The sequence below is a fragment of the Nocardia sp. CNY236 genome (assembly GCF_000482385.1).
In the GTDB taxonomy this organism is placed as follows: domain Bacteria; phylum Actinomycetota; class Actinomycetes; order Mycobacteriales; family Mycobacteriaceae; genus Nocardia.
Window position 1 is genome coordinate 351,502 of sequence record NZ_AXVD01000001.1, and the last position, 24,522, is coordinate 376,023.

Below are 24,522 nucleotides of genomic sequence, written 5' to 3' on the forward strand. Positions count from 1 at the left end.
GCCGGTCGGGTGACTCGACGCGGCTGGGCTGCTGTTCGAGCGGGTGGCCGTCGTAGTCGATCGTGGTGGTGTGGATCCCGCGTAGCATGGCGATGAGCGTCGAGCGGCGGCGAGGAGTCCCGGCCGACTCTAGAATGGCCGCCGTGCCGCAAATCCCCTGGTCCACAAAGGAAATCTCTATCGGTCAGTTCGCCGAGCGCAGCGGCGTCTCTGTGTCTGCGCTGCACTTCTATGAGGCCAAGGGGCTTATCCGCAGCCGGCGTACGCCGGGCAACCAGCGCCGCTACGCCCGAGAAGAGCTGCGTCGGGTGGCGTTCATCCGGGCGGCACAGCGCCTGGGTATCGCACTGGGCGCCATCAAGGAGATGCTCGACCAGTTGCCCGAGGAGCGCACGCCGACCCGCGACGACTGGGCGCGGCTCTCGTCTTCCTGGCAGGCTCTGCTCGATGAGCGGATCCAGCAGATGCAGCGGCTACGCAACGCTCTCACCGAGTGCGTCGGGTGCGGGTGCCTGTCGATGTCGCGCTGCACCCTCGTCAACCCCGATGACCGGGACGGACTACGCGGCGCGGGGCCGCAGCGCCTGTATCCCGACCGGGCCTGACGACCGGGCCTGACGACCGGTCGCAGACCAGCCCCTCGGTCGGCTGCCGACGTCGTTGTCGCGAGAACTTCGATCGAGACCTGCTTGCCGAAGGCGGAAGACCTGTGCGCGGCCCTGAGACGGGTGGGAAGCAATCCGGTAGTCCGGCGCATTCAAGTCGACGCTGGAGCACTCGCAGTGCGCAGTGCCACGCTCAGGCCGAACGTGGGGCGCGCCGGCGCTGACGGACTTCATCGCCCGGCGCCGAACGGTCATCGACCCGTCGACGTTCGACCTGACGCCTCTGGCCGACCCACCGCGCAGCGACCACCCGGAGGACCGACCACCCAAAGGACTATTTGCCGATCGGCCGTGGTTCGGGCCTGCGTCATGCCGGAGCCGGCCCACCTTCCCGCGCCGGGTCCGCCGGCGCGTCGGCCAGCGTCCCGCCGGCGTCGTCCATCGGCTCGGGCCCGGCGCCGATCGGCGGGACGTGCCGCAAAATCTTCAGCGCGACACACGCCAGTAGCGCGACTGCGACCAGGCTGACCCAGCCAACGACGTTCATGCCGGCTATGAAGGCGTCCCGAGCCGACTCCAGCAGCGCCTCGGCGGGGCCGGGCGAGAGCCTGGCCGCCTCGCCGTGAGCTGCCACGACGCTTTCTCTTGCTGTGTCGTAAGCCGTTGTCGGCACATTGGCCGGCAAGGACCGGCCCATCTCGCTGCGGTACACGGTGGTTCCGACCAAGCCGAGCAGGGCCACGCCGAAAGCGATGCCGAACTCCATCGCACTCTCCGACATCGCCGACGCCGAGCCGGCCTTCTCTGGCGGGGCCGCACCGACAACGAGGTCGGTGCCGAGCACCATGGTCGGACTGGTGCCCGTGTACACCAGGACGAACCCGGCGACGAGCAGCGGCAGACCCGAGGAGCTGCCGACTTGGCTGATCATCAGATAGCCCAGCCCGGACAGCATCAGCGCCCCAGCGACCACGTAGCCGGGAGATATTCGCCGGGCGATCAACGGGGTCACCGACGACGCCACGATCAGGGCCAGCGCGGACGGCAATAGCCACAGGCCGGCCGCCATCGGCGACAGTCCTTCGATGAGCTGGAGGTACTGGGTGACGAACAGGTAGGTCCCGCCCATGATTCCCAGGCCGAGCAGCAGAATGGCCAGCGCAGCGCTGAAGGAACGCTGCCGGAACAGGCTCAGGTCCAGCAGCGGGTCGGCCAACCGGTTCTGCCGTTGCACGAAAACGACTCCGAGGAGGATCCCGATCACAAGTGCGCTCGCGACCGGCAAACCGAAGCCATCGTCGGCGAACTCCTTTACCGCATACACCACCGGCAGGACGGCTCCGAGCGACAACAGCACACTGGCGAAGTCCAGCCGGCCGGTCTGTGGCTGTCGATACTCCGGCAGCAGCGTCGGCGCGGTCGCCAATAACACCACCATCACCGGTATGCCGAGCAGGAACACCGACCCCCACCAGAAAGCCTCCAGCAGCAGACCGCCCGCGATCGGGCCGATCGCGATACCCACGGAGAAGCAGGCGACCCAGATCCCGATCGCCGTGCCGCGTTGCTGCGGATCACGGAACATGTTGCTGATCAGTGCCAGAGTGGACGGCATCAGCGTCGCACCGGCGACACCCAACAGTGCCCTGGCCGCGATCAGAACCTCGGGGCTGGGGGCGTAGGCGGCCACGACGGACGCCGCGGCGAACGCAGCGGCCCCGATCATGAGAAGTCTGCGCCGACCTATGCGGTCCCCGAGCGCCCCCATGGTCGGTAGGAACCCAGCGATCATGAAACCGTAGATGTCGACGATCCACAGCTGCTGGTTGCTGTCCGGGCGTAGGTCCGCCCCCAGATGGGGGGTGGCCAGATACAACACGGTGGCATCGAGAGACAACAGGATCGTGGGCAGGGCGAGCACGCCCAGACCGATCCACTCCCGAGGTCCGGCACGCTGATTCAACTCGGCCGATGAGCTCGTGGCCATGGGTCCTATCCCTTTCGGTGGGTGGAGCGCGCCCGAGTTCCCGGGCGCCGACGGTCTATGGTCACTTGGTCCACAGTCCATCCACTGCCCGTCCACTGACCACTGCCGGTCAACGGATCGACCGGTGTTGTGGCAACGAGCTATCGTTGCCGTCATGCGCTTCGAGGTCCTCGGCCCCCTGCGGGTGTGGGCGAAGGATCGGCAGCAGGTCAGGATCCCGGGTGTCAAGGTCCGCGCCCTCCTCGTAGACCTCCTGTTGCACGAGGGGCGTCCAGTGTCGGTGGATCGTCTCGTGGAGGATCTGTGGGAGGAGGGATTCCCTGGCGATCCCACCGGCGCACTGCAAAGCAAAGTGTCTCGACTTCGCCGGGCACTGGAGGCCGCCGAACCGGGCAGTCGGTCCCTCGTCGTGTTGGAGTCCGCCGGCTACCGGCTCGACGTCGATCCGCACGACATCGACATCGGGGCCTTCACCGCCCTGACGATCAGGGCCCGTACCGCCCACGATGTCGATGAGCGGGTCGCGCTGTACACCGAGGCTCTGGCCCTGTGGCGCGGTCCCGCCGCAGCCGACTTCGCCGACGCCGCGTTTGCCCGCAGTGCCGTCAGCCGGCTCGAGCAGCTCCACCTGGCCGTCGTCGAGGAGTGTGCCGAAACTCGGCTCGTACGGGGCGAACACACCCAGGTCGCGGCGGAGCTCGGCAACCTCGTCGAGCGGCATCCCCTGCGTGAACGGCTGCGAGCGGTCCACATGCGAGCCCTGTACCGCGCCGGGCGGCAGAGCGAAGCCCTCGCCAGCGCCGCCGAGTTGCGCTTGCGCCTCGGTGACGAGCTCGGCGTGGATCCGAGCCCCGAATCGACCGCTCTGCACGAGGCGATCCTGCGCCAGGACCCCAGCCTGGACACCGAACCAGATGAGGCCCGGACAGTCCAGGTGCGCACCAACCTGCCCGCGGCCATCACCGACCTGATCGGGCGGGCATCGGCGGTCGAGGAGGTCACCGCCTTGCTGGAGGCCAATCGACTGGTCACTTTGGTGGGACCCGGCGGCGTCGGCAAGACGCGGCTCGCGATGGAAATCGCCACTCGTCTCCCCAGCCGGTTCGCCGACGGCGCCTGGCTGGTCGAGTTGGCGGCCTTCGGCCGCCGTGAGCAACCCGATGCCGTCGCGGCCCTCGCCGGGGCCGTCCTGGCCGTGCTGGGAATCCGAGAGGACGGAGTTGGATTCGGCCGGGCCGGCAGGCCGGTCGATATCGAGGCCCAATTGGCGCAGGCGCTGCACGCGCGCGAGATCCTGCTGGTATTCGACAACTGTGAACACATCATCGATGACGTCGCCCGGCTCATCGAACCGTTGTTGCGCGCGGCTCCCCGGTTGCGAATCCTGGCCACCAGCCGGGAGTCGATCGGCTTACTCGGGGAGGTGGTGTGGCAGGTGCCTCCGCTGGATCTGCCCGACCTCGCCGCAGTCCCGGACACCGCGGTCCTACGGCGTTCCAGCGCCGTCGAGCTGTTCGTCCTGCGGACCGTCGCGGCGGCGCCGGGTTTCACCCTGACCGACGCCAACGCACGTGCCGTAGCGGAGCTTTGCAAGCGTCTGGACGGCATCCCCTTGGCCTTGGAGCTGGCGGCGACCCGGGTGCGTGCTCTCGGGGTACACGAACTGGTCGCGCGCCTGGACGACCGGTTCCGCCTGCTGGCCACCAGCCACCGGGGAACTCCGCCCCGGCAGCAGACTCTGCGCGCGATGATCGACTGGAGCTGGGGGTTGCTGCCTGGCGCCGAGCGCGCCCTACTGCGCCGACTCGCGGTATTCACCGACAGCTGCACGCTCGCTGCGATCGAGAGTGTTTGTGCGGGTGAGGCAGTCCCCTCCGAGGAGGTCCCTGGTCTGCTCGCCCGCCTGGTCGATCGCTCCCTGGTGTCTGTGATCGACGACTCGGACAGCGTGCGGTATCGGTTGTTGGAGTCGGTCGCTGCCTACTGTATCGAGCGTCTGCGCCAGGCCAGCGAGGATGGTTCCGTCCGCCGGCGACACCTGCGGTACTACCGCGACGTCGTCGAACAGGCGGACGGTCACCTGCGCGGGCGCAACCAACGAATCTGGCTGAAGCGTCTCGACCTGGAGAGCGCCAACATCCGCCATGCCTTCGATCGAGCGGTGGAGGATGGCGCAGCCGACCAGACCCTGCGCCTGGCAAATGGGATGGCGTGGTACTGGTTTCTGCGAGGCCGGTTGCAGGAAGCGCGCCGGGCCTTTGCCGGCGCGCTGGCCCTCGGCGGGCAGGCGCCCCGTGCCGACCGGGCTCGCGCTCTTACCTGGCAGGCCGGCGTCGATCTGCTGGCCAGTGAGGTGACCGATCGGGTCGGGCACAGCCGGGCGATCTTGCATGCCTTCGACGGTGTCGATGACCCGCGAGGCCTGGCCAGCGCCCGCTGGTTCCTCGGTCTCGCTCTCCACCTCGCAGGCGACCTGGTCACCAGCGAGGACCTGATCGACCAGGCCCTGGCCGGATTCGAAGTCAGCGGTGATCGATGGGGTCTGGCCGCCGCCCTCGGGGAACGCGCCAAACAGGCACTGGTTCGCGGTGATCTCGCCGCCGTGGGCCGAGATGGCGCCCGGAGCGCCGAACTGTTCTGTGAACTCGGTGACCGGTGGGGCCAGTTGCAGACGGTATATCCGCTGGCGGCCTTGGCCGAGATCACCGGCGACTACGACCGAGCCGCGCAGTTGCACTGTGACGGCCTGGCCATCGCGGAGGATCTGGGTCTGTGGACCGAGGCCGCCGACCGGCTGTCCGGACTGGGTCGGATCGCGCTGCTGACAGGGGCATTCGACCGGGCGTGGGACCTGCACGAGCGAGCGCTTCGGTTGTCGACCGAGCAGAGTTTCAAGCCCGGCGAGATTTTCGCGCGCATCGGTCTGGCGCTGGGAGCCCGCCGAGCCGGCAAACTCGACCTCGCCGAGGAACACCTACGTGTGGTGCTCGAATGGAACCGCCAGGTCGAGCTCGAGCCGGGCAACACCCTGGTCTTGGCCGAGCTCGGCTTCATCGCCGAACAGCGTGGTGGCGCCGACACTGCTCGAGCACTGCACCTGGCCGGTTTCGCCGCCGCGCGGCACGTCGGGGATCCGCGTGCTGTGGCTCTGGCGCTGGAGGGGCTCGCCGGCGCCGAGGCGCTCGCGGACCGGTACGAGCAGGCGGCGCGGCTACTCGGCGCAGCCGCCGCGGCCCGAGAGTCGACCGGAGTGCCGTTGCCACCTGCCGAGAGCGGCGACGTCGAACGGATCGACACCGCCATCACTGCCGCGCTCACCGCCGGTGAGCGCGCCGCCGCGTTCGCCCGCGGCCGGATGCTGCGCCCGGACGAGGCGCAGGGGCTGGTCGCGGACGAGGACCGATAGCCGACAGCCGGTCGAAAAACCTATCGTCCTCGGTCTGTAACGCCGAGTACGAAATTCATTGTTGCCAGGTGCTTCGTGTGTTACTTCCAGGCCGGAAGGGTGGGGAGTTCACCGGTCAAATCCGAACCGGGGCGGCGGCCGAGTAACCAGGCGGCAAGCGATGCAGCGGGGCCGGTGATGGTGTGAGTAGCGGGCGAGGCGCCAATGGTGGCGGTGAAGCCGGTATCGGCGGCGTGGATGGCGAAGGACTCCAAGGGGAAGTCAGCGGTCAGGTGGGTCAGATCCTCAGCTGCCCGAGGCAGAATGCGCGCAACGAAAGGGGCCGGCCAGTCGGAGGGCTGATAGCCCGCATTCAAGTCGACATGGTGGATTTCGACTTCTTGTAGCCGCATCCACGGTACTTCGCTCGCGGGTATCGGGCGGCCCTGTCGCGTGCGTACCCGGGCCTGCCAGGTGTCGTCGGTGAGTGATCGTGCGAGGCCCAGCCAGCGTGTTGCGGCTGCCTCGTTGTCGGCGAGTTGCTCGTTGTGCGGGCGTGCTGCGCCCGCCTCGATGTCGTGGTCGCGCAGGAAGCTGCTGGCATACTGCGGGATTTCGACGCCGGTGTGTGCCCACAGCAATAGATTCAGCAGGCTGTCGGCATTGCGGGCCAGGTGTGACAGAACATGGCCGCGCGTCCAGCCAGGCAGCAGAGAGGGTTCGGCAATGGCGCGCTCATCGAGGCCCCGGATGGTGTCGAGCAGGCGGGTGGTCGCCGCGGCGACGCCGTCGAGTTGTCCAGGAATCTGGGAAACAGTAGTCGTCACACCCTCGAACCTAGCGTGGTCGGGTCGGTCCAGTCGGAGCCTTCCACGATCATCGTGACGGCAAGGGCGAGCAACCACGATGAGATTGCCCCGATCTGGATGCGTTGGGCGATGCCCGGGGAGTAGTTGTCGCCGAAAAGCATCCAGATCGTCGCTATCGATCCGATCACCACCGAGACGAAACCGAACTCACGCAGAATTCGCCAGCGTCGATACCGGAACGCAGCCACACCGAAGGACAGCGCGGCAACTGCGATCGAGGTGACTGCCAGCGTGCTCGCCATGGCATGTGGCTGATGCAGCTGGGAAAATGGTGCGCTCGAGGCGTGGTCGCGCAACGGCAGCAGCACGTCCGCAATGGTCGACGCACCGAAACAGCCCAATGCGAGCCAACCCACCGTCGTGAGCCTATGCCGGGGGAACAGCATGATCGCCGTGACCGACGCCGAGATCAGCAGCACTCCGGCAATCGCATCGGCGGTCGTGAATACCTCCCGGTACGGCTTGCCCTCCATGGCCAGCTCGCTGAGAAACGAGTGGGCCGGGTCGCCGTGGATCGGCAGTACGAATTCGAGTACCCAGGACGAATAGCACACTCCAGCGATGGCGAGCGACGTCGCGATGGTCGCCAGCGCCACCCGCGTGTGTTGTTCAGCGATCTCTGGGCTACCGGTCACGATCCCATTGTGCGGCTTCGGCCACCTCGGGAACTATTTCATTGGCCGCAGCTCAGCGCCGCTTGGACGCGGTCGGCCGCGCTGATCGGGTCCTCGTGCTCCCAGACGCGAACGACCAGCCATCCGGCTGCGAGCAGCGCCGCATCGGTGGCGCGGTCCCTGGCTACGTTTCCCGCCAGCTTGGCCGCCCACCATTCGGCATTGTTCTTCGGCGCGGTGGCGTGTTGCGGGCAGCGATGCCAAAAACAACCGTCGACATAGACCGCGACTCGGCGGCGTGGAAACACCACATCGGCGCGGCGGCGCTGCCCGCGGATCGGGGCCCGATCGACGAAATAGCGCAGCCCGCGCCGGTGCAGCTCGCGCCGCAGCGCCAGTTCCGGACCGGTTCCGGTGCGGGGCTGACGCGCCAGTCGCGCGCTGGTCGCCGCATCGGTGCTGGGCCGCCGCGTCATGCCGCCCAACCGCCCATGCGGTCGAGATGACTTTCCACGTCGGCGAGGAACCCTGACGGGAAGCGTAGGCGTCCCCTGCTGGTTCGGCGCAAGAATCCGGCTGTGGCGCGGGCGGACAGCAGTCGCGCATCGGTGAGGAAATCGGTCAGGTCTTCGTAAGGTTCGTGCACCGGCCATGTGGACACCGGCACCTGGTAGGCCATGTCGGCACGCCCCCACGCGGCAACCGGCCACGGAGTACCCGGCGCCAGTGGCCGGTCTGCAGAGATCGGTTCGAGCGGCGCTGCCAGCCGTGCGCCGATCCAGGACGCCATGCGAACGCTCACCGCATTGCCGACCAGTTTCCAACGATGGCCGCTTCGCACGCCGGGGACGTCGGTCGCGGGCGCGGTCCAGCCCGGGGCGAATCCTTGCAGGCGCTCGGCGTCGGCGATGCCGGGGGTCACGATTTCACCGGACGGTAGCCGCACCGCGGGTGGACTCGCGATTCCCAGCGTGGAGCCACCCTTCAGCGTCGGTACGGCGTTCACCGCCCAGCCCAGTCCACGTACGCCTTCGGTCCAATAGAAACCGCAGGGATCGAGCGCGGGATCACCGATGGCGCGCGGCCCGGCATCGTCGCCGAACAGCACCTCGCGCGGGTCCTCGGTCCGCGAGGCCAGCATCAAGACTCGTTGACGCCGCTGCGGCAGGCCGAACGCACGTGCGTCCACCACTCGGTAGGCCCAGGTGTAGCCCAGCTCGCTGAGCGAGCCGGTGAGATGGCGCATCGCCGCGCCGCGATCGAGTCGCAACATGAACGGTACGTTTTCGATCAGTAGCCAACGGGGACCGCGTTTGCGACGCACCAGCCGAAACACTTCGTCGACCAAGCCCGACCGAGCGCCGGCAATACCCGCGGTGCGGCCGGCTTGCGAGAGGTCTTGACAGGGAAAACCGGCCGCGACCAGCTCCGTCCTCGGTGGGATGGCGCGCAAGCGGGTGATGTCGGAATGCAGTGCTACGTCGGGAAAGTGGGCTGCCAGCACGCCTTGTGCGCCGGGATCGATTTCACACAGGAGTTCGGTGCGCCATCCGTGCTGGCGCAGACCGAGCTCGAGTCCACCGATGCCGGCGAACAGCCCGACCATCCGCGCGCCCGTCAACGACCGTCCCTTTCTCCTGTCCCTGCCGGGCGTTGTCCGCGGCCCGTGCCCGGGAGCACGTTACTCGAGTCGCCGACGGTGATCGCCGAACTATGCGACCAACGCCGTCGGTACCTGGTACCGTCCGCGTGTCACACAGTGCGATCGGCGTGCTTTTCGAATAATGCACAGAGGTGGTCGCACATGGTGATGATCTGCTGACCAGCCTGTGCTCCAGTGTCATCCGCTCGGGCCGTCCACGATTCCGGTGGCGCGCTCGCGCACGTGCTTTCTGCTCGACAAGTTCCCAGAGCGACGCCGAGAAAGTGAGCAAACATGCAGACTCCTTCCACCAAGAACGGGCAATTCCCACCCGTTGTGGTCACCGGCCTCGCGGCGACCACGTCCATCGCCGGTGACGTGGACTCCACATGGAAGGGCCTGCTCCATGGTGAAAGCGGAATCGACCACCTGGAAGACGAGTTCATCGACCAGTTCGAGCTGCCCGTGCGGATCGGCGGCCACCTGAAGGTTTCCCCCGCCGCGGGCCTGACCAAAGGTGAGACCCGCGGACTGTCCTACGTGGAGCAGATGGCTGTCGTGCTCGCTCGTGAAGTCTGGCGTAACGCAGGCAATCCCGCGGTGGACAGCAACCGCCTCGGCGTCTGTCTCGGCACCGGGCTGGGCGGCGCCGAGGCGATCATCGACGCGCGGGACAAGCTGAACAACGGCGGCCACCGCAAGGTCTCGCCCTACTCCGTGCGGGCAGCGATGCCGAACGGGTCCGCAGCGTGTGTCGGCCTGGAACTCGGTGCGCGTGCCGGGGTGACCACCGCGGTGTCGGCTTGTTCGTCGGGTTCGGAAGCGATCGCCAACGCGTGGAAGATGATCGTCCTGGGCGATGCCGACATCGTGGTCACCGGTGGAGTGGAGGGCTCGATCCAGGCGGTCGCGATCGCGGCGTTCACGATGATGCGCGCGATGAGTACTCGCAACGACGATCCGAAGAGCGCCTCACGACCGTTCGACGTCGATCGCGACGGTTTCGTCTTCGGTGAGGCGGGCGCGATGATGGTGCTCGAGACGGAGCAACACGCGAAGGCGCGCGGCGCCACCGTCCATGCCCGGCTGCTGGGCGCGGGCGTCACCTCCGACGGCTTCCATCTGGTCGCGCCGGATCCGGACGGTGCCGGCGCAGCGCGCGCAATGACGCGGTCGCTGCAGACGGCGGGTCTGACCAAAGACGATGTCACGCACGTCAACGCGCACGCGACCGGCACCCCGATCGGTGACACGGCCGAATCGCATGCGATCACCGAGGCGATCGGCAAGCACGCGTCGGTCTACGCGCCGAAATCGGCGCTCGGCCATTCCATCGGCGCGGTAGGGGCACTCGAATCGGTGATCACCGTACTCAGCGTGCGTGATGGAATCGTGCCGCCCACACTGAATCTGGACAACCAAGATCCCGAGATCGATCTCGATATCGTGCGCGGCCAAGCGCGGCAGGGCCGCATCGACTACGCGGTGAACAACTCCTTCGGCTTCGGCGGGCACAATGTTGCGCTCGCTTTCGGCCGGTACTGACAACGACGTGGCCGGGATACCTTCTGGTCTTCCCGCCGCTTCGGTGCGATCTGTGTTCGGTGTCATTGCACAGCCGACGTGTCTGTGCGTTGGAAAAGGAAAAGGCGATGATCGACGAAACCTTCGACGACTATCTGGACGATCAGGGCAATATCAAGATTCGCGGGAACAAGACTCTGATCGACTTCGTCGACAAGCACAGCGCGGACAACGGTGACGATCTGGCGTACCGCTACATCGACTATTCCCGCGAACGTGACGGTGAATACCACGAACTCACCTGGCGTCAGTTCGGTGTGCGGCTGCGTGCGGTGGCCGCCCGGCTGCAACAGGTCACGGTGCCGAACGACCGGGTCGCAATACTGGCGCCACAGGGGCTCGGTTACGTGGTGTCTCTTTTCGCCGCCGTGTATGCGGGCAATATCGCGGTACCGCTGTTCGACCCAGAGGAACAAGGTCACACCGACCGATTGCGCGCCGTACTCGCGGATTGCGCCCCCGCCGCGATCCTCACCGCGGGTTCCGCGGCCACCGGCGTGCGGAAATTCTTCCGACACCTGCCCGCGGCACAGCGTCCGCGCATCATCGCGGTGGAAGCGATTCCGGACACCGTCGGTGCGTCCTGGGCGCGACCGAACATCGACATCGACAGCGTCGCCTACCTGCAATACACCTCCGGGTCCACGCGGACACCGGTGGGTGTGGAGATCACCCACCGCGCCGTGGGCACCAACCTGTTGCAGATGATCGACGCCATCGGTGTCACCGAACGTTCGCGCGGAGTCACCTGGTTGCCGCTGTATCACGACATGGGTTTGTTGTGCGTGATCCTACCGACCGTCGGTGGCGGCTTCATCACGATCATGTCGCCGAATGCGTTCGTTCGCCGCCCCTATCGCTGGATCAAGGAGTTGGCTGCGGCGTCCGATGGTGCGGGAACCTTTGCCGCTGCGCCGAACTTCGCGTTCGAGCACGCCGCAGCGCGCGGTAAGCCGAAGCCGGGGGCGGAATTGGACCTGTCCAATGTGATCGGGTTGATCAATGGCAGCGAGCCGGTCTCGGTGTCGTCGATGAAGAAGTTCAATGAAGCATTCGTCCCCTACGGGTTGTCGGAGACGGCGATCAAGCCCTGCTATGGCATGGCAGAGGCGACATTGTTCGTGTCGGCAACCAGATCGCAGGACAAGGCGAGAGTGATCTACGTCGACCGTGCCGAGCTGAACCTCGGACGCATGGTCGAGGTCCCGGAAGACGTCGATCATGCGGTGGCGCAGGTGTCCTGTGGCTATGTCGCGCGGTCGCAGTGGGCGGTGATCGTCGATCCCCAGCAGTGCGTCGAGCGACGCGACGGCGAGGTCGGCGAGATCTGGCTACACGGCGAGAACATGGGCACCGGATACTGGGGCCGCCCCGAGGAAACCCGTGCCACGTTCCGCGCGCGCTTGGCCGCGCGGCAGCCGGACGGCAGCCATGCGGAAGGCATTCCCCAGGACGCCAGCTGGATGCGGACCGGCGATTTCGGTGCTTTCGTCGATGGCGAGCTCTATATCACCGGTCGAGTCAAGGACCTCGTGATCGTGGATGGTCGTAATCACTATCCACAGGACCTGGAATATTCTGCGCAGGAAGCCAGTACCGCGCTGCGGCCCGGTTTCGTCGCTGCGTTCTCGGTGCCCGCCAACGAGCTACCCGAGCAGGTCGTCGGGACGTCGGCCGACGCAGAGGACACTTCCGAGCAACTGGTGATCGTCGCCGAACGCAATACCGGCTCGAGCAAGGTGGAGCCCGCGCCGGTCGCCGACACCGTGCGAGCTGCCATCGCACGGCGGCACGGGGTCACGGTGCGCGACGTGCTGTTGGTGCCGGCCGGCTCGATTCCACGCACTTCCAGTGGCAAAATCGCTCGCCGCGCGTGCCGGAGCGCCTACCTCGAGGGCACGCTGCGCGGCGGCTACCAGCAGCAGGCCTTCCCGGACTCGGCGCACGCGTGGGAATCGGAGACGGTGGTCGCCGGCTAGGACCGGCGTCCGATCGTCGGTAGATTTCCGACCGTGCGCTTGCGCGGACCCGAGGTCGAGATCACACGGCACGCATTGCCCGCGCGATGCGCGACGGTTGCGGGGGCCGGGCTCGGACGTCGCTTACGGTAGATGTGTGATGACCCCAGCCTCCGGCCCAGAGAACCCCGCCGCGAGTCCGCAGGAATCCCGGTGGCCGGCGATTCTCACCTGGCGCGCGCACGATGGGTCACGGATGGAGTCGGTGCGAGTGACGCTCACCGGCAATCGTATCCGCGCCGCGGGACGCATGATCGGGGCAGCGTGTGCGGATCACCCCGCATTCAGCGCCTCTTATGACCTGGTCACCGACGAGAGTGGCGTCACCAGGCGGCTCTCGCTGCGCACCACGACGGCTGGTGGTGAGCGCCATGCCTCGATCGCGCGTGACGAGGAGAACTATTGGCTCGTCGACGCGGGCGGCAGCCATGTGCGCACCACCTTCTCCGGCGCGCTCGACGTGGACGTGGTGCTCAGCCCGTTTTTCAATACCCTGCCGATCCGTCGTCACGGTTTGCAGCGTGGAGTCGAGGACGTCGAGGTCCCTGTCGTCTATGTCCGTTTGCCCGACCTTCTGGTTCAAGAGGCCACGCTGGTCTACAGCAGCGCCGCCAATGGCATCAGCGTATTGTCTCCGGTTTCCAGTGCGACCGTGACTGTGGATGCCCAGGGTTTTCTCCTGGACTACCCAGGACTGGCGCAGCGGGTCTGAGCTGCCCGTTCAGCTCAGTCGGCTGAGAATGCCGCCCCGCGCTCCGGCGGCGCGCAAGGTCTCGAGCCATCCGTGGTCGCCGGGCCGGACGCCGGTGATCTCCCACCCGTGGGCCGATTCGTAGCGCTGTCGCGCCTCGTGTCCGGTGTCGGTGAGCTCGCCGAGCGAGGTGTCGGTGGCCAGGCTATCGCGGGCCGCGCCCAGGACATGAAGCGCTTCGTCCAGAACTTCCAGCAGGGCGCCGGAATTCGGATCGCAGATCGCGCGCACCAGTTCCGGTGCGGTGCCCGCGACCCGTGTGCCGTCACGGAACGACCCCGCGGCGAGGCCGAGTGCGAGGTCGCCGCCTGCAGCGCCGACCACGGCGAGTGTCTCGGCAAGGACATGGGGCAGGTGTGAGACGCGCGCGACGGCGCGATCGTGTTCCGCGGCCACCACCGGGACGACGACGGAGCCGCAATCCACAGCGAGCCGCACCAGCTGTGTCCAGGGATCGGCGTGGGTTCCCTCGTCCACGCCGACAGCCCACACCGCACCACGGAACAGGTCGGCATCGGTAGCCGACCACCCGGAGGCGGAGGTACCGGTCATCGGATGGCCACCGACGTAGCGGCCGGCGAGACCGTATCGCTGTACCGCGGCCATGACCGGGGCCTTCACACTCACCACGTCGGTGAGTGCGCAGTGTGGCGCGAAGGTCGCGATTGCGGAGAGCATGCTGTCCACCGCGGGCATCGGCACCGCGATCACGATCAGCGCGTCGGTGTTCGCGGCGCGCTGCAGCGCGGTGGGCAACTCCTCGGTTACATCGAATCCGTCGGCGCGTGCGGCCTGCGCACCTGTGGAGGAACGGTTGTATCCCCAGGCCGTATAACCCGCCGCGACGGTTGCGCGCAGCAGCGACCCGCCTATCAAGCCAGTTCCGAGGATACAGACGGGCGTGTTGTTTCCCGAAGTCACCGGAACAGATTGGCATACGACTTCAACATTTCCGCTCGAGCAGACTACCGTTGCGGCCATGGCAGCACAGCGCTCGGGCACCAATAGGGCGGCGTCGGACGATTACGATGACGTAGAAGGGTTCGCAGTGGCGGTGGTCCGCGAAGACGGCAAATGGCGATGCAGTCCGCTGAGTCGGGCCGCGCTGGCCAATTTGTCTGCCGCGGAAAGCGAACTGAAGGCCTTGCGCAGCTCTGGAGCGGTGTTCGGATTGCTCGATGTCGATGACGAGTTCTTCATCGTGCTTCGACCCGCGCCGAGTGGAACACGGATGCTGGTCTCGGACGCAACCGCAGCGATCGATTACGACATTGCCGCAGATGCATTGGATGCGCTGAATGTCGAAATTCCCGATATCGATCCCGACGACCTCGATGATGTCGAACCGTGGGAGGAAGGCGACCTCGGTGTGCTCGCCGATCTCGGTCTGCCCGAGCCCGTGCTGAGTGTCATCGTCGCCGAGTCCGAGCTCTACCCGGACGAGCAGCTCGGCATGATCGCGCAGCGGCTCGGTTTCGCCGACGAGCTGTCCGCGGTGTTGGACAAACTGCCGCGCTGACCCGTGGGAATCCTGCCGGACGATTCGGCCTCCTCGGACGCCGACATGGTGCGGGTCGCGTTGGCCGCCGCGGCGACCGCAGGGAAGCACGATGTGCCCGTCGGAGCAGTGGTATTCGATGCCGAGGGACGCGAGCTGGCACGCGCCGCGAATGCGCGCGAGGCGCTCGGCGACCCGACCGCACACGCGGAGATCCTGGCACTGCGGCGCGCCGCCGCGGTACACGGTGACCGATGGCGGCTGGAGGGCGCCACCCTCGCGGTCACATTGGAGCCGTGCACGATGTGCGCCGGCGCGCTGGTGTTGGCCAGGGTGGATCGGCTGGTCTTCGGTGCGTGGGAGCCGAAGACCGGCGCTGTCGGCTCACTGTGGGACGTGGTGCGTGACCGTCGGCTCAACCACCGGCCCGAGGTACGTGGCGGAGTGCTCGAGCCGCAGTGCGCAGCGCTGCTCGACCAGTTCTTCCGCACTCGGCGCTGACACCGTAGCCCCGGCTACGGGCGTGATTTAGTGATCGAGTGCCAGTCGGGTATGGTTGTGCGCGGTGGCGTGTCCGAGCGGCCTAAGGAGCACGCCTCGAAAGCGTGTGAGGGGTAACCCCCCTCCGAGGGTTCAAATCCCTCCGCCACCGCTTCCGCCCATCATCTGTTCGCGCAGGTGATGGGCATTTTTCTTCGCCGCAGAACGCGCGGTCGGGGCTTGTGCCCACATTTTGCCCACATTCGGGTGTGCCCACATCGTGCCCACGCTCCGGCGGCGCGTATGCCTTGTCCATCGCGCTCGCTACCTTGTCGAGGTCTTCGTCGAACAGATCGGAGTAGGTGTTGAGCGTCTCCTTGGCGTCCTTGTGGCCGAGCAAGCGCGCCAGCGCCAGCACGTTCGCGCCCGCCGATACCGCCAGTGACGCGCAGGTATGGCGTAGGTCATGAGGCGTGATCGGCTGCACCTCTGCCCGCTTCACGGCCCCTGTGAACCAACCATCAACGGTCTTCGGCCGCGGCAAGTACTTGGTCGCGTCGTCCGGATGCAGGAACACCAGAGCATCGGGAGCGCGCCCCTTGATGTGCGCGACCAACTCGGTGAGGACGAACCGGGGCACCGGGACGCTACGAATCTCCTTGCCCTTGGTCGGCCCCTTGGCGTGGTCGACACCAAGTTGTACAGCGTTGTCGGCCACCGTAAGTCGGCCCCGGACGATATCAACGTCACGGACCCGCAATGCGATCAGCTCACCCCAGCGCGGACCGCAGTAGGCCAGCATGAGCACCAAAAGGCGATGTTTACCAGCCTCTTTCGCTAGACGGGCCACGTCGTCGGACTTGAGGTAGACATGCCTCTTCATGGTCTTCGTCGGTAGCACTCGGGAGACGGTCTTGCCGCGTGCGAGATTCTTCGGCAGGAGCTTCTTGGTCTCGACCGCCGTATCGAGGATGCTCGCGAGGACGCCGAATGCGCGGATAACCGTGGTCGCCCCGGCATTGATATCAGGCTTGCCTTTGGCCTCGGCGCGTTCCTGAGCGGCCAAGCGCATGTCAACGATCCAGTCCCGCACCGCATCCTGAGTCACGTCGCCGATGCGGACGCCGCCCCATCGCGGTTCGACATGTGTGCGCCATGCGGAGTCGAGAGTCCGATAGTTGGAGGGCGCGACGCTGGCCTTCTTCTCCTTCAACCAGTCGGGAGCCAGTTCGGCAACCGTGATGCGGCCCAGTGACGGCGCGATGTAGTCGCCGGTCATCTTCTTGACCTCGACCGTATTCAAGAACTGCTCGGCATCGCGCTTGCGCTTAAACCCGCGCTTGTCGGTCTGCTTTCCGTTGGGCATGCGGTAGCGGACGCGGTACCGAGTGCCCGACTTGGTTTCGTACGACTCGACGCTCGCCATCAGCTATCCCTCAATCGGTGCGTCGGGATCTCCGGCGCGCAGGTCTCGCAGCATCTTTTGGAACAATTCCGCCGTGTATTCACGGTGCCCTGTGCCGGGTACCTGCCCGAACTTCATGCCTTCGGTAGTCCAGCGGGGTAGTGCGTCGGCAATGAACTTCATTCCGTCGCGGACGTCGCGTTGATCTTCCGTTTTGCCGACATGCTCGATAGGCACCTCGAGGCTTAGCCACCCGAGGATGTCCTGTGCCGGGCCTTCGATGCCGGTCGCGCTGACCGGATCGTCGCGTCGTGCGGCGTCTGGCATCAGCAATGTGGTGGGCGAGACCTCGAGCGCCACAGCAAGGGCCAAGAGGTCGTCGGCATCAACTCGCCGCTCTCCCGCTTCGATTCGAGAGAGGCCGAGCACTGGGATCTGCCGGTTGATGGAGTCCAGTCTGCGCGACAGTTCGGCATATGTGAGGTTGAGGCGCTTCCGGTGTCGGGCGACGTTCGCCCGGACGGCTTCACCGGTCGGTCCCAGTGGGTTCATTTTCGGAGCCATGAGCGAAGACTATCAAAATGATCTGACTATGTATCAACTTGACTCCGATTCGTTCAATCTGCATCATCGGACTGGAAGATCAAAGCGATGCAGATACGCATCATTTCGATAGGAATCGCATGGCTGACGAACGCTTGACCCCGAAGCAGCTCGCCGGACGTTGGCATGGTCGGCCGAACGAGCGAACGCTCGCGCAGTGGCGCTATCTGCGGGTCGGCCCTGACTACATCAAGGTTGGCAAGCACGTCTTCTACCCGCTGTCCAGCGTTCTGGAGTTCGAGGAGCGGAACACCGTGAAGTGCAACGGCGTGGGCGCGTGAGCGCAACCAGCGCATTCGAGCGCTTCGTCGATGCTTTGGGAGGCGCTGGCTGCAAGGTCACGGTCAAGGGGGACCGTGGCCGCGCCTCCGCGCCGGGCCACAGCCACGACGACGACGGAATCTCGTTCCGGCGCACCGAAGACGGTGTGATCTTCCACCCCTTCAATGCCGATCCTGATGGCGTACTTGATTCTCTCGGGCTGTCCAAGGTCGATCTGTTCGACCGTCCGCGTACTCGCTACGACTACCCGGACGGCCGCCAGGTCATTCGCTTCTACACCAGGGGAGGGAACAAGAAGACCTTCGCTCAGGGCGGGAAGAAGGAGGGCAAGGCCCTGTTCGGGTCCGACCGTCTCTCCGCCGACACTGACACGGTCATCTATGTGGTGGAGGGTGAAAAGGATGTCGTTGCGGCCCGCGCGGCTGGTATCTACGCGGTAACGCAGAACCAGGGCGCGGACCATCCGCCGGGCAGGGCAGATTGGTCGCCGCTGGCCGACCGCACTGTGATCGTCGTCGCCGACCGAGACGACAAAGGCCGTGCTCGCGCCGACAAGGTCGCCAAACACCTTGTCGGACTAGCGAAGTCGGTGACGGTCGCCGAGGTCAAGGCAGGTAAGGATCTGGCCGACCACATCGCCGCCGGGCATAGTGCGGAAGACCTTGTTGTGCTCGGTGAGGTGCGGCCCGCACGCAAGCTGAAGGTCACGCGCGGCTCCGAGGTGGCAGCCAAGCGGGTGCGGTGGGTCATGCCCGACTGGATGCCGGCCGGATCTCTCACCCTGCTCGCCGGGCGTGAAGGTCTCGGTAAGTCCACGATCGCGGCGCAGGTAGCGGCCGAGGTGACGTGCGGCGGACTGGCCGGAGGCGAGTGGTTCGGGCAGCCGCGCACCGTGATCTACCTGCACACCGAAGACAGCCGCGAACACACAGTCGCGCCCCGGCTCCGCGCCGCGGGTGCGGACATGTCGCGGGTGCTGTTCCTGGACGTGCAAACCGAGCACTCCGACGCCGGGGTGCTGTCGCTGCCATCGGATATCGCCATGCTCGACGGCGTCATCACCGCCGAGCGGGTGTCGCTAATCGTGCTGGACGCGGCCACCTCGGCCATGTCGGCGGAACTGTCGGGCAAGGACGACCGACAGGTGCGGCAGTTCCTCGAGCCACTGGCCCAGCTCGCCGCCCGGCGTGACTGTGTGGTGCTGGGCGTGTGCCACTTCGGCAAGCGCGACGGCAACGACACCGGGAAGTTGATCCTCGGCTCTATCGCATGGTCGCAGGTGGCCCGGTCGGTGCTCGCGGTCGCCCGCGACGACGAGGGCGGCAACCTGGTCGTGACGAACACCAAGGGCAACCTCGCCCCGCGTACCCGGTCCATGGAAGCGGTGATCGAATCGACCACGGTCGCCACCGAGGACGGCCCGGCCGAAGTCGGTGCGATCCGCTGGTTGGGTGAGACCGACCGTGACGCCCGCGAACTACTCGCCGGAGCTGCTGGCGCCCACGACGAGGACGAGAAGGCCGAGCGCTCGACGGCCGAGAGGTGGCTGCGGGACTACCTTGAGGCGGCCGGGTCGGCGAAGTCGGCCGACGCCAAACGCGACGGCGTCAAGGCCGGATTCTCCGACCGGACACTACAGCGGGCGCGCCGGAAACTGGGCGTGGAGATCTCCGACAGCGGCTATCCCCGCACCACCTATTGGCGCTTGCCTACCAGTGCTGCCACCGACACCGCCGACGCCCTCACACGTGGCACGATTGGCACGACTGGCACAACTGAACCCGACCAGGGAAAACAGGGTGGCACGACTGAAGAGAATCCGCAGTCGTGCCAACCGCCCACACATGACACGACTGCGGCACAACCGGCCGACAAGTGCCCGGTGTGCGCGTACGCGCTCGGCGCCATCGCTGCTCGTGATGGTATCCACGCCGACTGTCGTGACCGAGCGGCCACCACCGATCATCAACTCCGGCTCGTCGGCGGGGGCGCGGCATGACCTTGCGCCCCTGCCTGGAATGCGGTGAGCCCAGCGAAGCCGCCCGCTGCCCGGATCACGCACGTACCGATGACCGGGTGCGTGACCGTGATCATGTGCATTGGAACGGTGCCCGGTGGAAGCGGTTGTCGCGTCGGCTGCGGCAGATCCAGCCGTGGTGCACATCGTGCGGTGCCACCGACGAGTTGACCGTCGACCACATCGAACCGGTCTGCGCACGCCCGGACCTGGCCTACGAGCTGGGCAACCTTCAGGTGCTGTGCAAGCGGTGCAACAGCCGCAAGGGCACCAGGGGGATAGCCCCTGCACGGGTGGGTTCTCCGTCCCCGGGGCAGGCGGAGTTCGCGTTACACACCGTGCGGGGCCGGTCATGAGGGCGGGGCCGAAGGGGCAGATCACCGCCGAGCCCCTGGATTTCAAGGGCTGGCCGCGTGACCGGGCCAAGCGCCGCGAGCGGTTCATCAAGACGTATTTGGTCACCCCGCGCGGGCACGGTGCCGGAAACCCGTTCGTGCTGCGTGGTTTTCAGTCCGAGATCGTGCGGGGCGCGTTCGCTCCCGGTGTCCGTACCGCCTTGGTGTCGATTCCGCGCGCGAACGGCAAGACCATGCTCGCCGCCGCGCTGGCGCTGGCGGAACTGTTCGTCGGCCCGCCCTCGGCTGAAGTCCTCGTCGTCGCCTCCGATCAGCGCCAGGCCAACATCACCCTGCGGTACGCGCGCCGGATGGTGGAGCTGAACCCGGTATTGGCGGAGCGGGTGCAGGTTTACGCCGACCGGCTGTATGTGCCGGAGAACGATGCGACCTTGTTGCCGCTGCCCGCTGAACCGGGTGCGCTGCACGGGCATGACCCGTCGCTACAGATCGTCGACGAGTTGCATGTGGTCACCGAGCAGGTGTGGGAGGCCGTCACGTCGGTAGCGGGTAAGCGCCCGGAATCGTTGACCCTGGCCATCTCCACTCCGGCGGGTAGCCCGGACTCGATCATGTGGCGCCTGGTCGAACACGGCCGTGCCGGGGACGATCCGGCGTTCTACTTCCGCGAGTTCGCCGCCCCGCCCGGGTGCGCGGTCGACGACCGGCAGGCGTGGCGGATCGCGAATCCGGCCCTGTCGTGCAAGGACCCGTTCCTGTCCGAGGACGGACTCGAGGCAGCGCGGAAGACGATCCGGGAACCGGTGTTCCGGCAACTGCGGTTGGGCCAGTGGGTGACCGGTGCCGAAGCGTGGTTGCCGTGGGGAGCGTGGGCCGCGTGCGCTGTCGAACGTGACAGGCTGACACTCTCGACGAACAAGGCCCGCGTGGTGCTGGCCTTCGACGGATCGGCGTCGGGGGACTCTACGGCGCTGGTGGGCTGCACCCTGGACGGGCACCTGTGGGTAGAAGGGTTGTGGGAGAACCAGAACGATCCCCGCTGGCGGGTACCACGCGCCGACGTCGACAACGCTGTCGCGGTCGCATTCGACACCTATGACGTGGTGGAGCTGGCGTGCGATCCGTGGGGGTGGCGCAGCGAAATCGAGACATGGGCCGCCCGGCACGGGGAGAAGCGGGTGCTGGAGTGGAATACCGCGCACGCGGCGCGGATGGCACCGGCCACCGACCGGTTCTATCAAGCCGTGGTCACCCGGACCATGACCCATGACGGTGATCCGCGCCTGGCCGCGCATATCGCGCACTGCGTCGCCAAACCCACCCCGATGGGAGACCTCGTCTCCAAGGACAAGCGCGGCTCGCCCCGCAAGATCGACGCCGCTGTCGCCGCCATCGTCGCCTTCGACCGCGCCGCATGGCATTCCACGAAATCCAGCAAGAAACGAGTGAGGAGTTTCCAATGAACGATCTACTGACCCGGCTGCTCCAGCGGCTCGACGAACCCGCCGCCCGCTATGCGGAATTGGACCGCTACTACACCGGCCGACAACCTCTTGCGTTCCTGTCGCCGGAGGCGAAAACGGCGCTGGGCAACCGGTTCGGCCGCATGGCCTCCAACATTCCTCGCCTGGCGGTGACCGCGCTGGCCGAACGGCTGCGGGTCACCGGATTCACCGGCGCGCAGGTGTGGGAGGACTGGACTCGCAACGACCTCGACCAACTGGCCGGAGTCGCCCACCGCGAAGCACTGCTGCTCGGGGACGCCTACGTGATCGTGTGGGCCGACCAGTACGGGCGCCCGAAGGTGACTGTGGAATCTGCCAAGCAGGTTGCTGCCCTGACCGATCCGGGAACTCGGCGCATCACCCACGCGGTGAAACGGTGGGAGACCGATACCACTACCGAGGCAGTCCTGTATGGGCCGACTGAGATCCTGCGGCTGCGCGCCGAGCAGACGGGCGCCACCACGGCAGGGTTCCGGGTGGTCGAAACGCTGGCGAACCCGCTCGGTGTCGTCCCGGTGGTGCGGCTGCGCAACACCGACCGGTTGTTGGAGGAGGGGTGCAGCGAGATCGAGGATCTGAAGCCGTTGGTGGACGCGCTCAACAAGTCGCTGGCCGACATGATGGTCACTAGTGAGTACGTCGGCCGGCCGCGCCGCTGGGCCACCGGTATCGAGCTGGAGGAAGACGACGCCGGCCGCGCGGTGAACCCGATCCCCGAAGGCAACCGGGCCATGATCAGCGAATCCGCCGACTCGAAATTCGGGCAGTTGGCCGCTGCGGACCTGTCCGGCTACGAAGCGTCGGTGCGGGTACTGCTCGGTCAGATCATGGCCGTGTCCGCGCTGCCCGCCCACTACGTCGGCGTGTTCACCGACAACCCTGCCAGCGCCGATGCCCTGCGCGCTTCCGAGGCATCGCTGACCGCCCGAGCCGAGGCACGGCAAGCCCAGTTCGGGCGCGCGTGGGAAGACGTGGCCCGCCTGATCGTCGCCGTCCGCGATGGCACCGGCCCCGAGCAGGTGGATGTGCGGGTGCAGTGGGCCGACGCCGCTACTCGTTCGGTAGCTCAGGAGGCCGACGCGATCGTGAAACTGTTCACCGCCGGACTCCTGCCCGCCCCCTACGCGCTGCGGCGCCTCGGCTACACCGACGACGACGTACACACCATCCCCTCTATCCCCGCCATCGCATAACCCACCACATCAGGAGGCCATCCCATGCCCGAAACCGATATCCAGAACACCGACGACAACCAGATTGCCGACACCGACACCATGGCCGATCAGGAGATCCGACAGACCGACCCCCCTACCGACACCGACACTTTCGACCGTGCCTACGTCGAGAAACTGCGCCGGGAGAACGCCCGATACCGGGAGCGCTCGACCCGGGTCGACGAGATCTCGCAACGGCTCCACACCGAACTCGTCCGCGCCACCGGCAGACTGGCCGACCCGACCGACCTGCCGTTCGACGCCGAGCACCTGAACGACCCGGAAGCACTACTGTCCGCGATCACAGAACTACTCGACCGCAAACCGCACCTCGGGCGCCGCACCCCGACCGGGGACGTGGGCCAAGGCGCCACCGGTACGGCAGGCACCGTGGACCTGGCGGGCATCCTGCGCGGACGCGCCGGATAGCGCGGTGCCGGTACGATAAGGGGACGTTCCCGGTGAACGTCCCCTTTCTCGTCCTGGTGGCAGTGGGTAGACCGATCCCCTTGTCACGGAAGGACACCCCGTCATGGTCGAAACGACCGCCAACGCTGAACTGCTCAACGACCAGGTTGTCTCGCTGCTCGTCCAGCCCCTCGAGGCCGCGTCCGTGGTCCTGTCGTCGGGGCCGCGCATCTTCGACACCTCCGGCGTGCTGCGCATCCCCAAACTCACCGCGGGCCACACTCCGGGTTTCGTCGCCGAGGGCGGACTGATCCCCGACACCGCCGACGTGAGTTTCGACGAGGTCACCCTCATGCCCACCGAGCGACGCGCAATCAAGACGATCCTGCGCTACACCAACGAGTTGGTACGCCAATCGGTGATCGGCATCGACGCCGTGCTCAAAGCCCGCCTGGTCAAGGACGTCACAGATCTGCTCGACACCGCCCTGCTGACCGGCAACGGCGCTACCGACTCGATCACCGGCATCATCAACCAGCCCGGAGTCACCACCGCCACCCTAGACATCTCGAACCCGGACAGCCTGCTGGACGCGATCGCCGCGCTCAACGCCCTCGAGGTCAACCCCGACCGGTGGTTGCTCTCCGGCGCCGACTTCGCCGCCCTGCGCAAACTCAAGGAAGGCACCCAATCGGCCCGCTACCTCCTCGAACCCGACCCGTCCAAGGCCAGCACCACCAGGTTGTTCGGCATCCCCGCCACCGTCACCAACAAACTTCCCGCCGGAACCGCCGTGCTAGCGGATTTCTCGAATATCGCTGTAGCACGAGATGTTTCACCGTCCATCACCGTGCTGTCGGAACGTTACGCCGAATATGACGAGATCGGGCTGCGGGTGACCACTCGCTACGACCTCGGGCTTCTGCACCCCGAAGCCGTCGCCGTTCTCACCCCGGCGGCGCCGTGATGGCAGTCACCGGTCAACAGGTGGCTGATTTCCTCGGCCGAGGCAGCGAACCGGAGTTCGTTGCCCTGGCCGGGCAGCACGCCGCCATCACCACCGCCCTCGCCTCGGCCTACACCCGGGGCGAAGGCTTCACCGATGGTGAGCCCAACGACGACATCGCCGCCGTCATCACCACCGCCACCGCCCGGCTGGTCGCCAACCCTGTGCAGCTCCAGCACCTCGACACGGTTGGCCCGTTCACCGAGCAGTTCAGCAGTGCGTTTCGGGGCTGGAATCTCGCCGAAACCTTCGTCCTCAACCGCTACCGCAAGCGAGCACTGTAGTCGGCGCCG

22 protein-coding genes, 1 tRNA gene and 1 pseudogene are annotated in these 24,522 nt (G+C 66.7%); 16 read left to right on the plus strand and 8 right to left on the minus strand.

The window, feature by feature from the left end; all coding sequences use genetic code 11:
• Positions 1–143 precede the first annotated feature (143 nt).
• Complete coding sequence (gene soxR / locus K940_RS0101635) at positions 144–605, plus strand: redox-sensitive transcriptional activator SoxR (protein ID WP_028476082.1); 462 nt, start codon at positions 144–146, stop codon at positions 603–605.
• Positions 606–972: 367 nt separating this feature from the next.
• Here soxR and K940_RS0101640 read toward each other — a convergent pair whose 3' ends face one another.
• On the minus strand, positions 973–2,592 hold the full coding sequence (locus tag K940_RS0101640) for an MFS transporter (RefSeq protein WP_028476083.1): 1,620 nt from the start codon (positions 2,590–2,592) through the stop codon (positions 973–975).
• A gap of 154 nt (positions 2,593–2,746) precedes the next feature.
• On the opposite strand from K940_RS0101640, the gene K940_RS26595 reads away from it, so the two are divergent.
• Complete coding sequence (locus tag K940_RS26595) at positions 2,747–5,998, plus strand: BTAD domain-containing putative transcriptional regulator (protein WP_036527083.1); 3,252 nt, start codon at positions 2,747–2,749, stop codon at positions 5,996–5,998.
• An 80-nt stretch (positions 5,999–6,078) separates the two neighbouring features.
• Here K940_RS26595 and K940_RS0101650 read toward each other — a convergent pair whose 3' ends face one another.
• From K940_RS0101650 to K940_RS0101665, 4 genes are read right to left on the minus strand one after another with little or no spacing between them, the layout of a single operon-like run.
• Positions 6,079–6,804: a maleylpyruvate isomerase family mycothiol-dependent enzyme gene (locus tag K940_RS0101650; RefSeq protein WP_028476084.1), complete on the minus strand. Its 726-nt coding sequence runs from the start codon at positions 6,802–6,804 to the stop codon at positions 6,079–6,081.
• Entirely contained in the window at positions 6,801–7,481 is a 681-nt protein-coding gene (locus K940_RS0101655; protein WP_028476085.1) for a DUF998 domain-containing protein, read from the minus strand. The genes K940_RS0101650 and K940_RS0101655 overlap by 4 nt, the downstream gene beginning before the upstream one ends.
• Positions 7,482–7,519: 38 nt before the next feature.
• Entirely contained in the window at positions 7,520–7,936 is a 417-nt protein-coding gene (locus K940_RS0101660) for a very short patch repair endonuclease (protein ID WP_028476086.1), read from the minus strand.
• On the minus strand, positions 7,933–9,066 hold the full coding sequence (locus K940_RS0101665; RefSeq protein ID WP_028476087.1) for a DNA cytosine methyltransferase: 1,134 nt from the start codon (positions 9,064–9,066) through the stop codon (positions 7,933–7,935). Before K940_RS0101665 ends, K940_RS0101660 begins: the two co-directional genes overlap by 4 nt.
• Positions 9,067–9,396: 330 nt before the next feature.
• Between K940_RS0101665 and K940_RS0101670 the strand changes: the two genes are divergently transcribed.
• The 3 genes from K940_RS0101670 to K940_RS0101680 all read left to right on the plus strand — a co-directional run bounded on the left by K940_RS0101670 (position 9,397) and on the right by K940_RS0101680 (position 13,416).
• Complete coding sequence (locus tag K940_RS0101670) at positions 9,397–10,647, plus strand: KasA/KasB family beta-ketoacyl-ACP synthase (RefSeq protein ID WP_028476088.1); 1,251 nt, start codon at positions 9,397–9,399, stop codon at positions 10,645–10,647.
• Positions 10,648–10,757: 110 nt separating this feature from the next.
• Entirely contained in the window at positions 10,758–12,665 is a 1,908-nt protein-coding gene (fadD32, locus tag K940_RS26600; protein ID WP_155980720.1) for a long-chain-fatty-acid--AMP ligase FadD32, read from the plus strand.
• 139 nt (positions 12,666–12,804) lie between these two features.
• Positions 12,805–13,416: a putative glycolipid-binding domain-containing protein gene (locus K940_RS0101680; RefSeq protein ID WP_081706085.1), complete on the plus strand. Its 612-nt coding sequence runs from the start codon at positions 12,805–12,807 to the stop codon at positions 13,414–13,416.
• A gap of 9 nt (positions 13,417–13,425) precedes the next feature.
• Here K940_RS0101680 and K940_RS0101685 read toward each other — a convergent pair whose 3' ends face one another.
• Entirely contained in the window at positions 13,426–14,376 is a 951-nt protein-coding gene (locus K940_RS0101685; protein ID WP_028476090.1) for a prephenate dehydrogenase, read from the minus strand.
• Between the two features lie 58 nt (positions 14,377–14,434).
• On the opposite strand from K940_RS0101685, the gene K940_RS0101690 reads away from it, so the two are divergent.
• The 3 genes from K940_RS0101690 to K940_RS0101700 all read left to right on the plus strand — a co-directional run bounded on the left by K940_RS0101690 (position 14,435) and on the right by K940_RS0101700 (position 15,605).
• Positions 14,435–14,974 (plus strand): tRNA adenosine deaminase-associated protein, encoded by a 540-nt coding sequence (locus K940_RS0101690; RefSeq protein ID WP_028476091.1) that lies wholly within the window; start codon positions 14,435–14,437, stop codon positions 14,972–14,974.
• A 45-nt stretch (positions 14,975–15,019) separates the two neighbouring features.
• A complete protein-coding gene (locus tag K940_RS0101695) occupies positions 15,020–15,454 on the plus strand; it encodes a nucleoside deaminase (RefSeq protein WP_036527221.1) in 435 nt (144 codons plus the stop codon).
• A gap of 63 nt (positions 15,455–15,517) precedes the next feature.
• A tRNA-Ser gene (locus tag K940_RS0101700) sits at positions 15,518–15,605 on the plus strand.
• Positions 15,606–15,836: 231 nt separating this feature from the next.
• Here the strand turns inward: K940_RS0101700 and K940_RS30630 are convergent.
• Both K940_RS30630 and K940_RS30635 read right to left on the minus strand, forming a co-directional pair.
• Positions 15,837–16,859, minus strand: a pseudogene (locus K940_RS30630) (tyrosine-type recombinase/integrase); the annotation flags it as partial.
• A gap of 3 nt (positions 16,860–16,862) precedes the next feature.
• Positions 16,863–17,402, minus strand: a complete 540-nt coding sequence (locus K940_RS30635; protein ID WP_231390205.1) for a helix-turn-helix domain-containing protein — start codon at positions 17,400–17,402, stop codon at positions 16,863–16,865.
• A 119-nt stretch (positions 17,403–17,521) separates the two neighbouring features.
• Between K940_RS30635 and K940_RS0101715 the strand changes: the two genes are divergently transcribed.
• From K940_RS0101715 to K940_RS0101750, 8 genes are all read left to right on the plus strand, one after another.
• The gene (locus K940_RS0101715) at positions 17,522–17,722 is read left to right on the plus strand and encodes a hypothetical protein (protein WP_028476094.1); all 201 of its coding nucleotides are present in this window, start codon (positions 17,522–17,524) and stop codon (positions 17,720–17,722) included.
• On the plus strand, positions 17,719–19,722 hold the full coding sequence (locus tag K940_RS26610) for an AAA family ATPase (protein ID WP_231390206.1): 2,004 nt from the start codon (positions 17,719–17,721) through the stop codon (positions 19,720–19,722). Before K940_RS0101715 ends, K940_RS26610 begins: the two co-directional genes overlap by 4 nt.
• Complete coding sequence (locus tag K940_RS26615; RefSeq protein ID WP_051406780.1) at positions 19,719–20,096, plus strand: HNH endonuclease; 378 nt, start codon at positions 19,719–19,721, stop codon at positions 20,094–20,096. Before K940_RS26610 ends, K940_RS26615 begins: the two co-directional genes overlap by 4 nt.
• Positions 20,093–21,559 (plus strand): terminase large subunit domain-containing protein, encoded by a 1,467-nt coding sequence (locus tag K940_RS0101730; protein WP_028476095.1) that lies wholly within the window; start codon positions 20,093–20,095, stop codon positions 21,557–21,559. The genes K940_RS26615 and K940_RS0101730 overlap by 4 nt, the downstream gene beginning before the upstream one ends.
• Positions 21,556–22,794 (plus strand): phage portal protein, encoded by a 1,239-nt coding sequence (locus K940_RS26620; protein ID WP_036527090.1) that lies wholly within the window; start codon positions 21,556–21,558, stop codon positions 22,792–22,794. Before K940_RS0101730 ends, K940_RS26620 begins: the two co-directional genes overlap by 4 nt.
• Positions 22,795–22,818: 24 nt before the next feature.
• Entirely contained in the window at positions 22,819–23,244 is a 426-nt protein-coding gene (locus K940_RS0101740; protein WP_028476096.1) for a hypothetical protein, read from the plus strand.
• A gap of 103 nt (positions 23,245–23,347) precedes the next feature.
• The gene (locus K940_RS0101745; protein ID WP_028476097.1) at positions 23,348–24,190 is read left to right on the plus strand and encodes a phage major capsid protein; all 843 of its coding nucleotides are present in this window, start codon (positions 23,348–23,350) and stop codon (positions 24,188–24,190) included.
• Positions 24,190–24,513: a hypothetical protein gene (locus K940_RS0101750; RefSeq protein WP_028476098.1), complete on the plus strand. Its 324-nt coding sequence runs from the start codon at positions 24,190–24,192 to the stop codon at positions 24,511–24,513. The genes K940_RS0101745 and K940_RS0101750 overlap by 1 nt, the downstream gene beginning before the upstream one ends.
• Positions 24,514–24,522 lie beyond the last annotated feature (9 nt).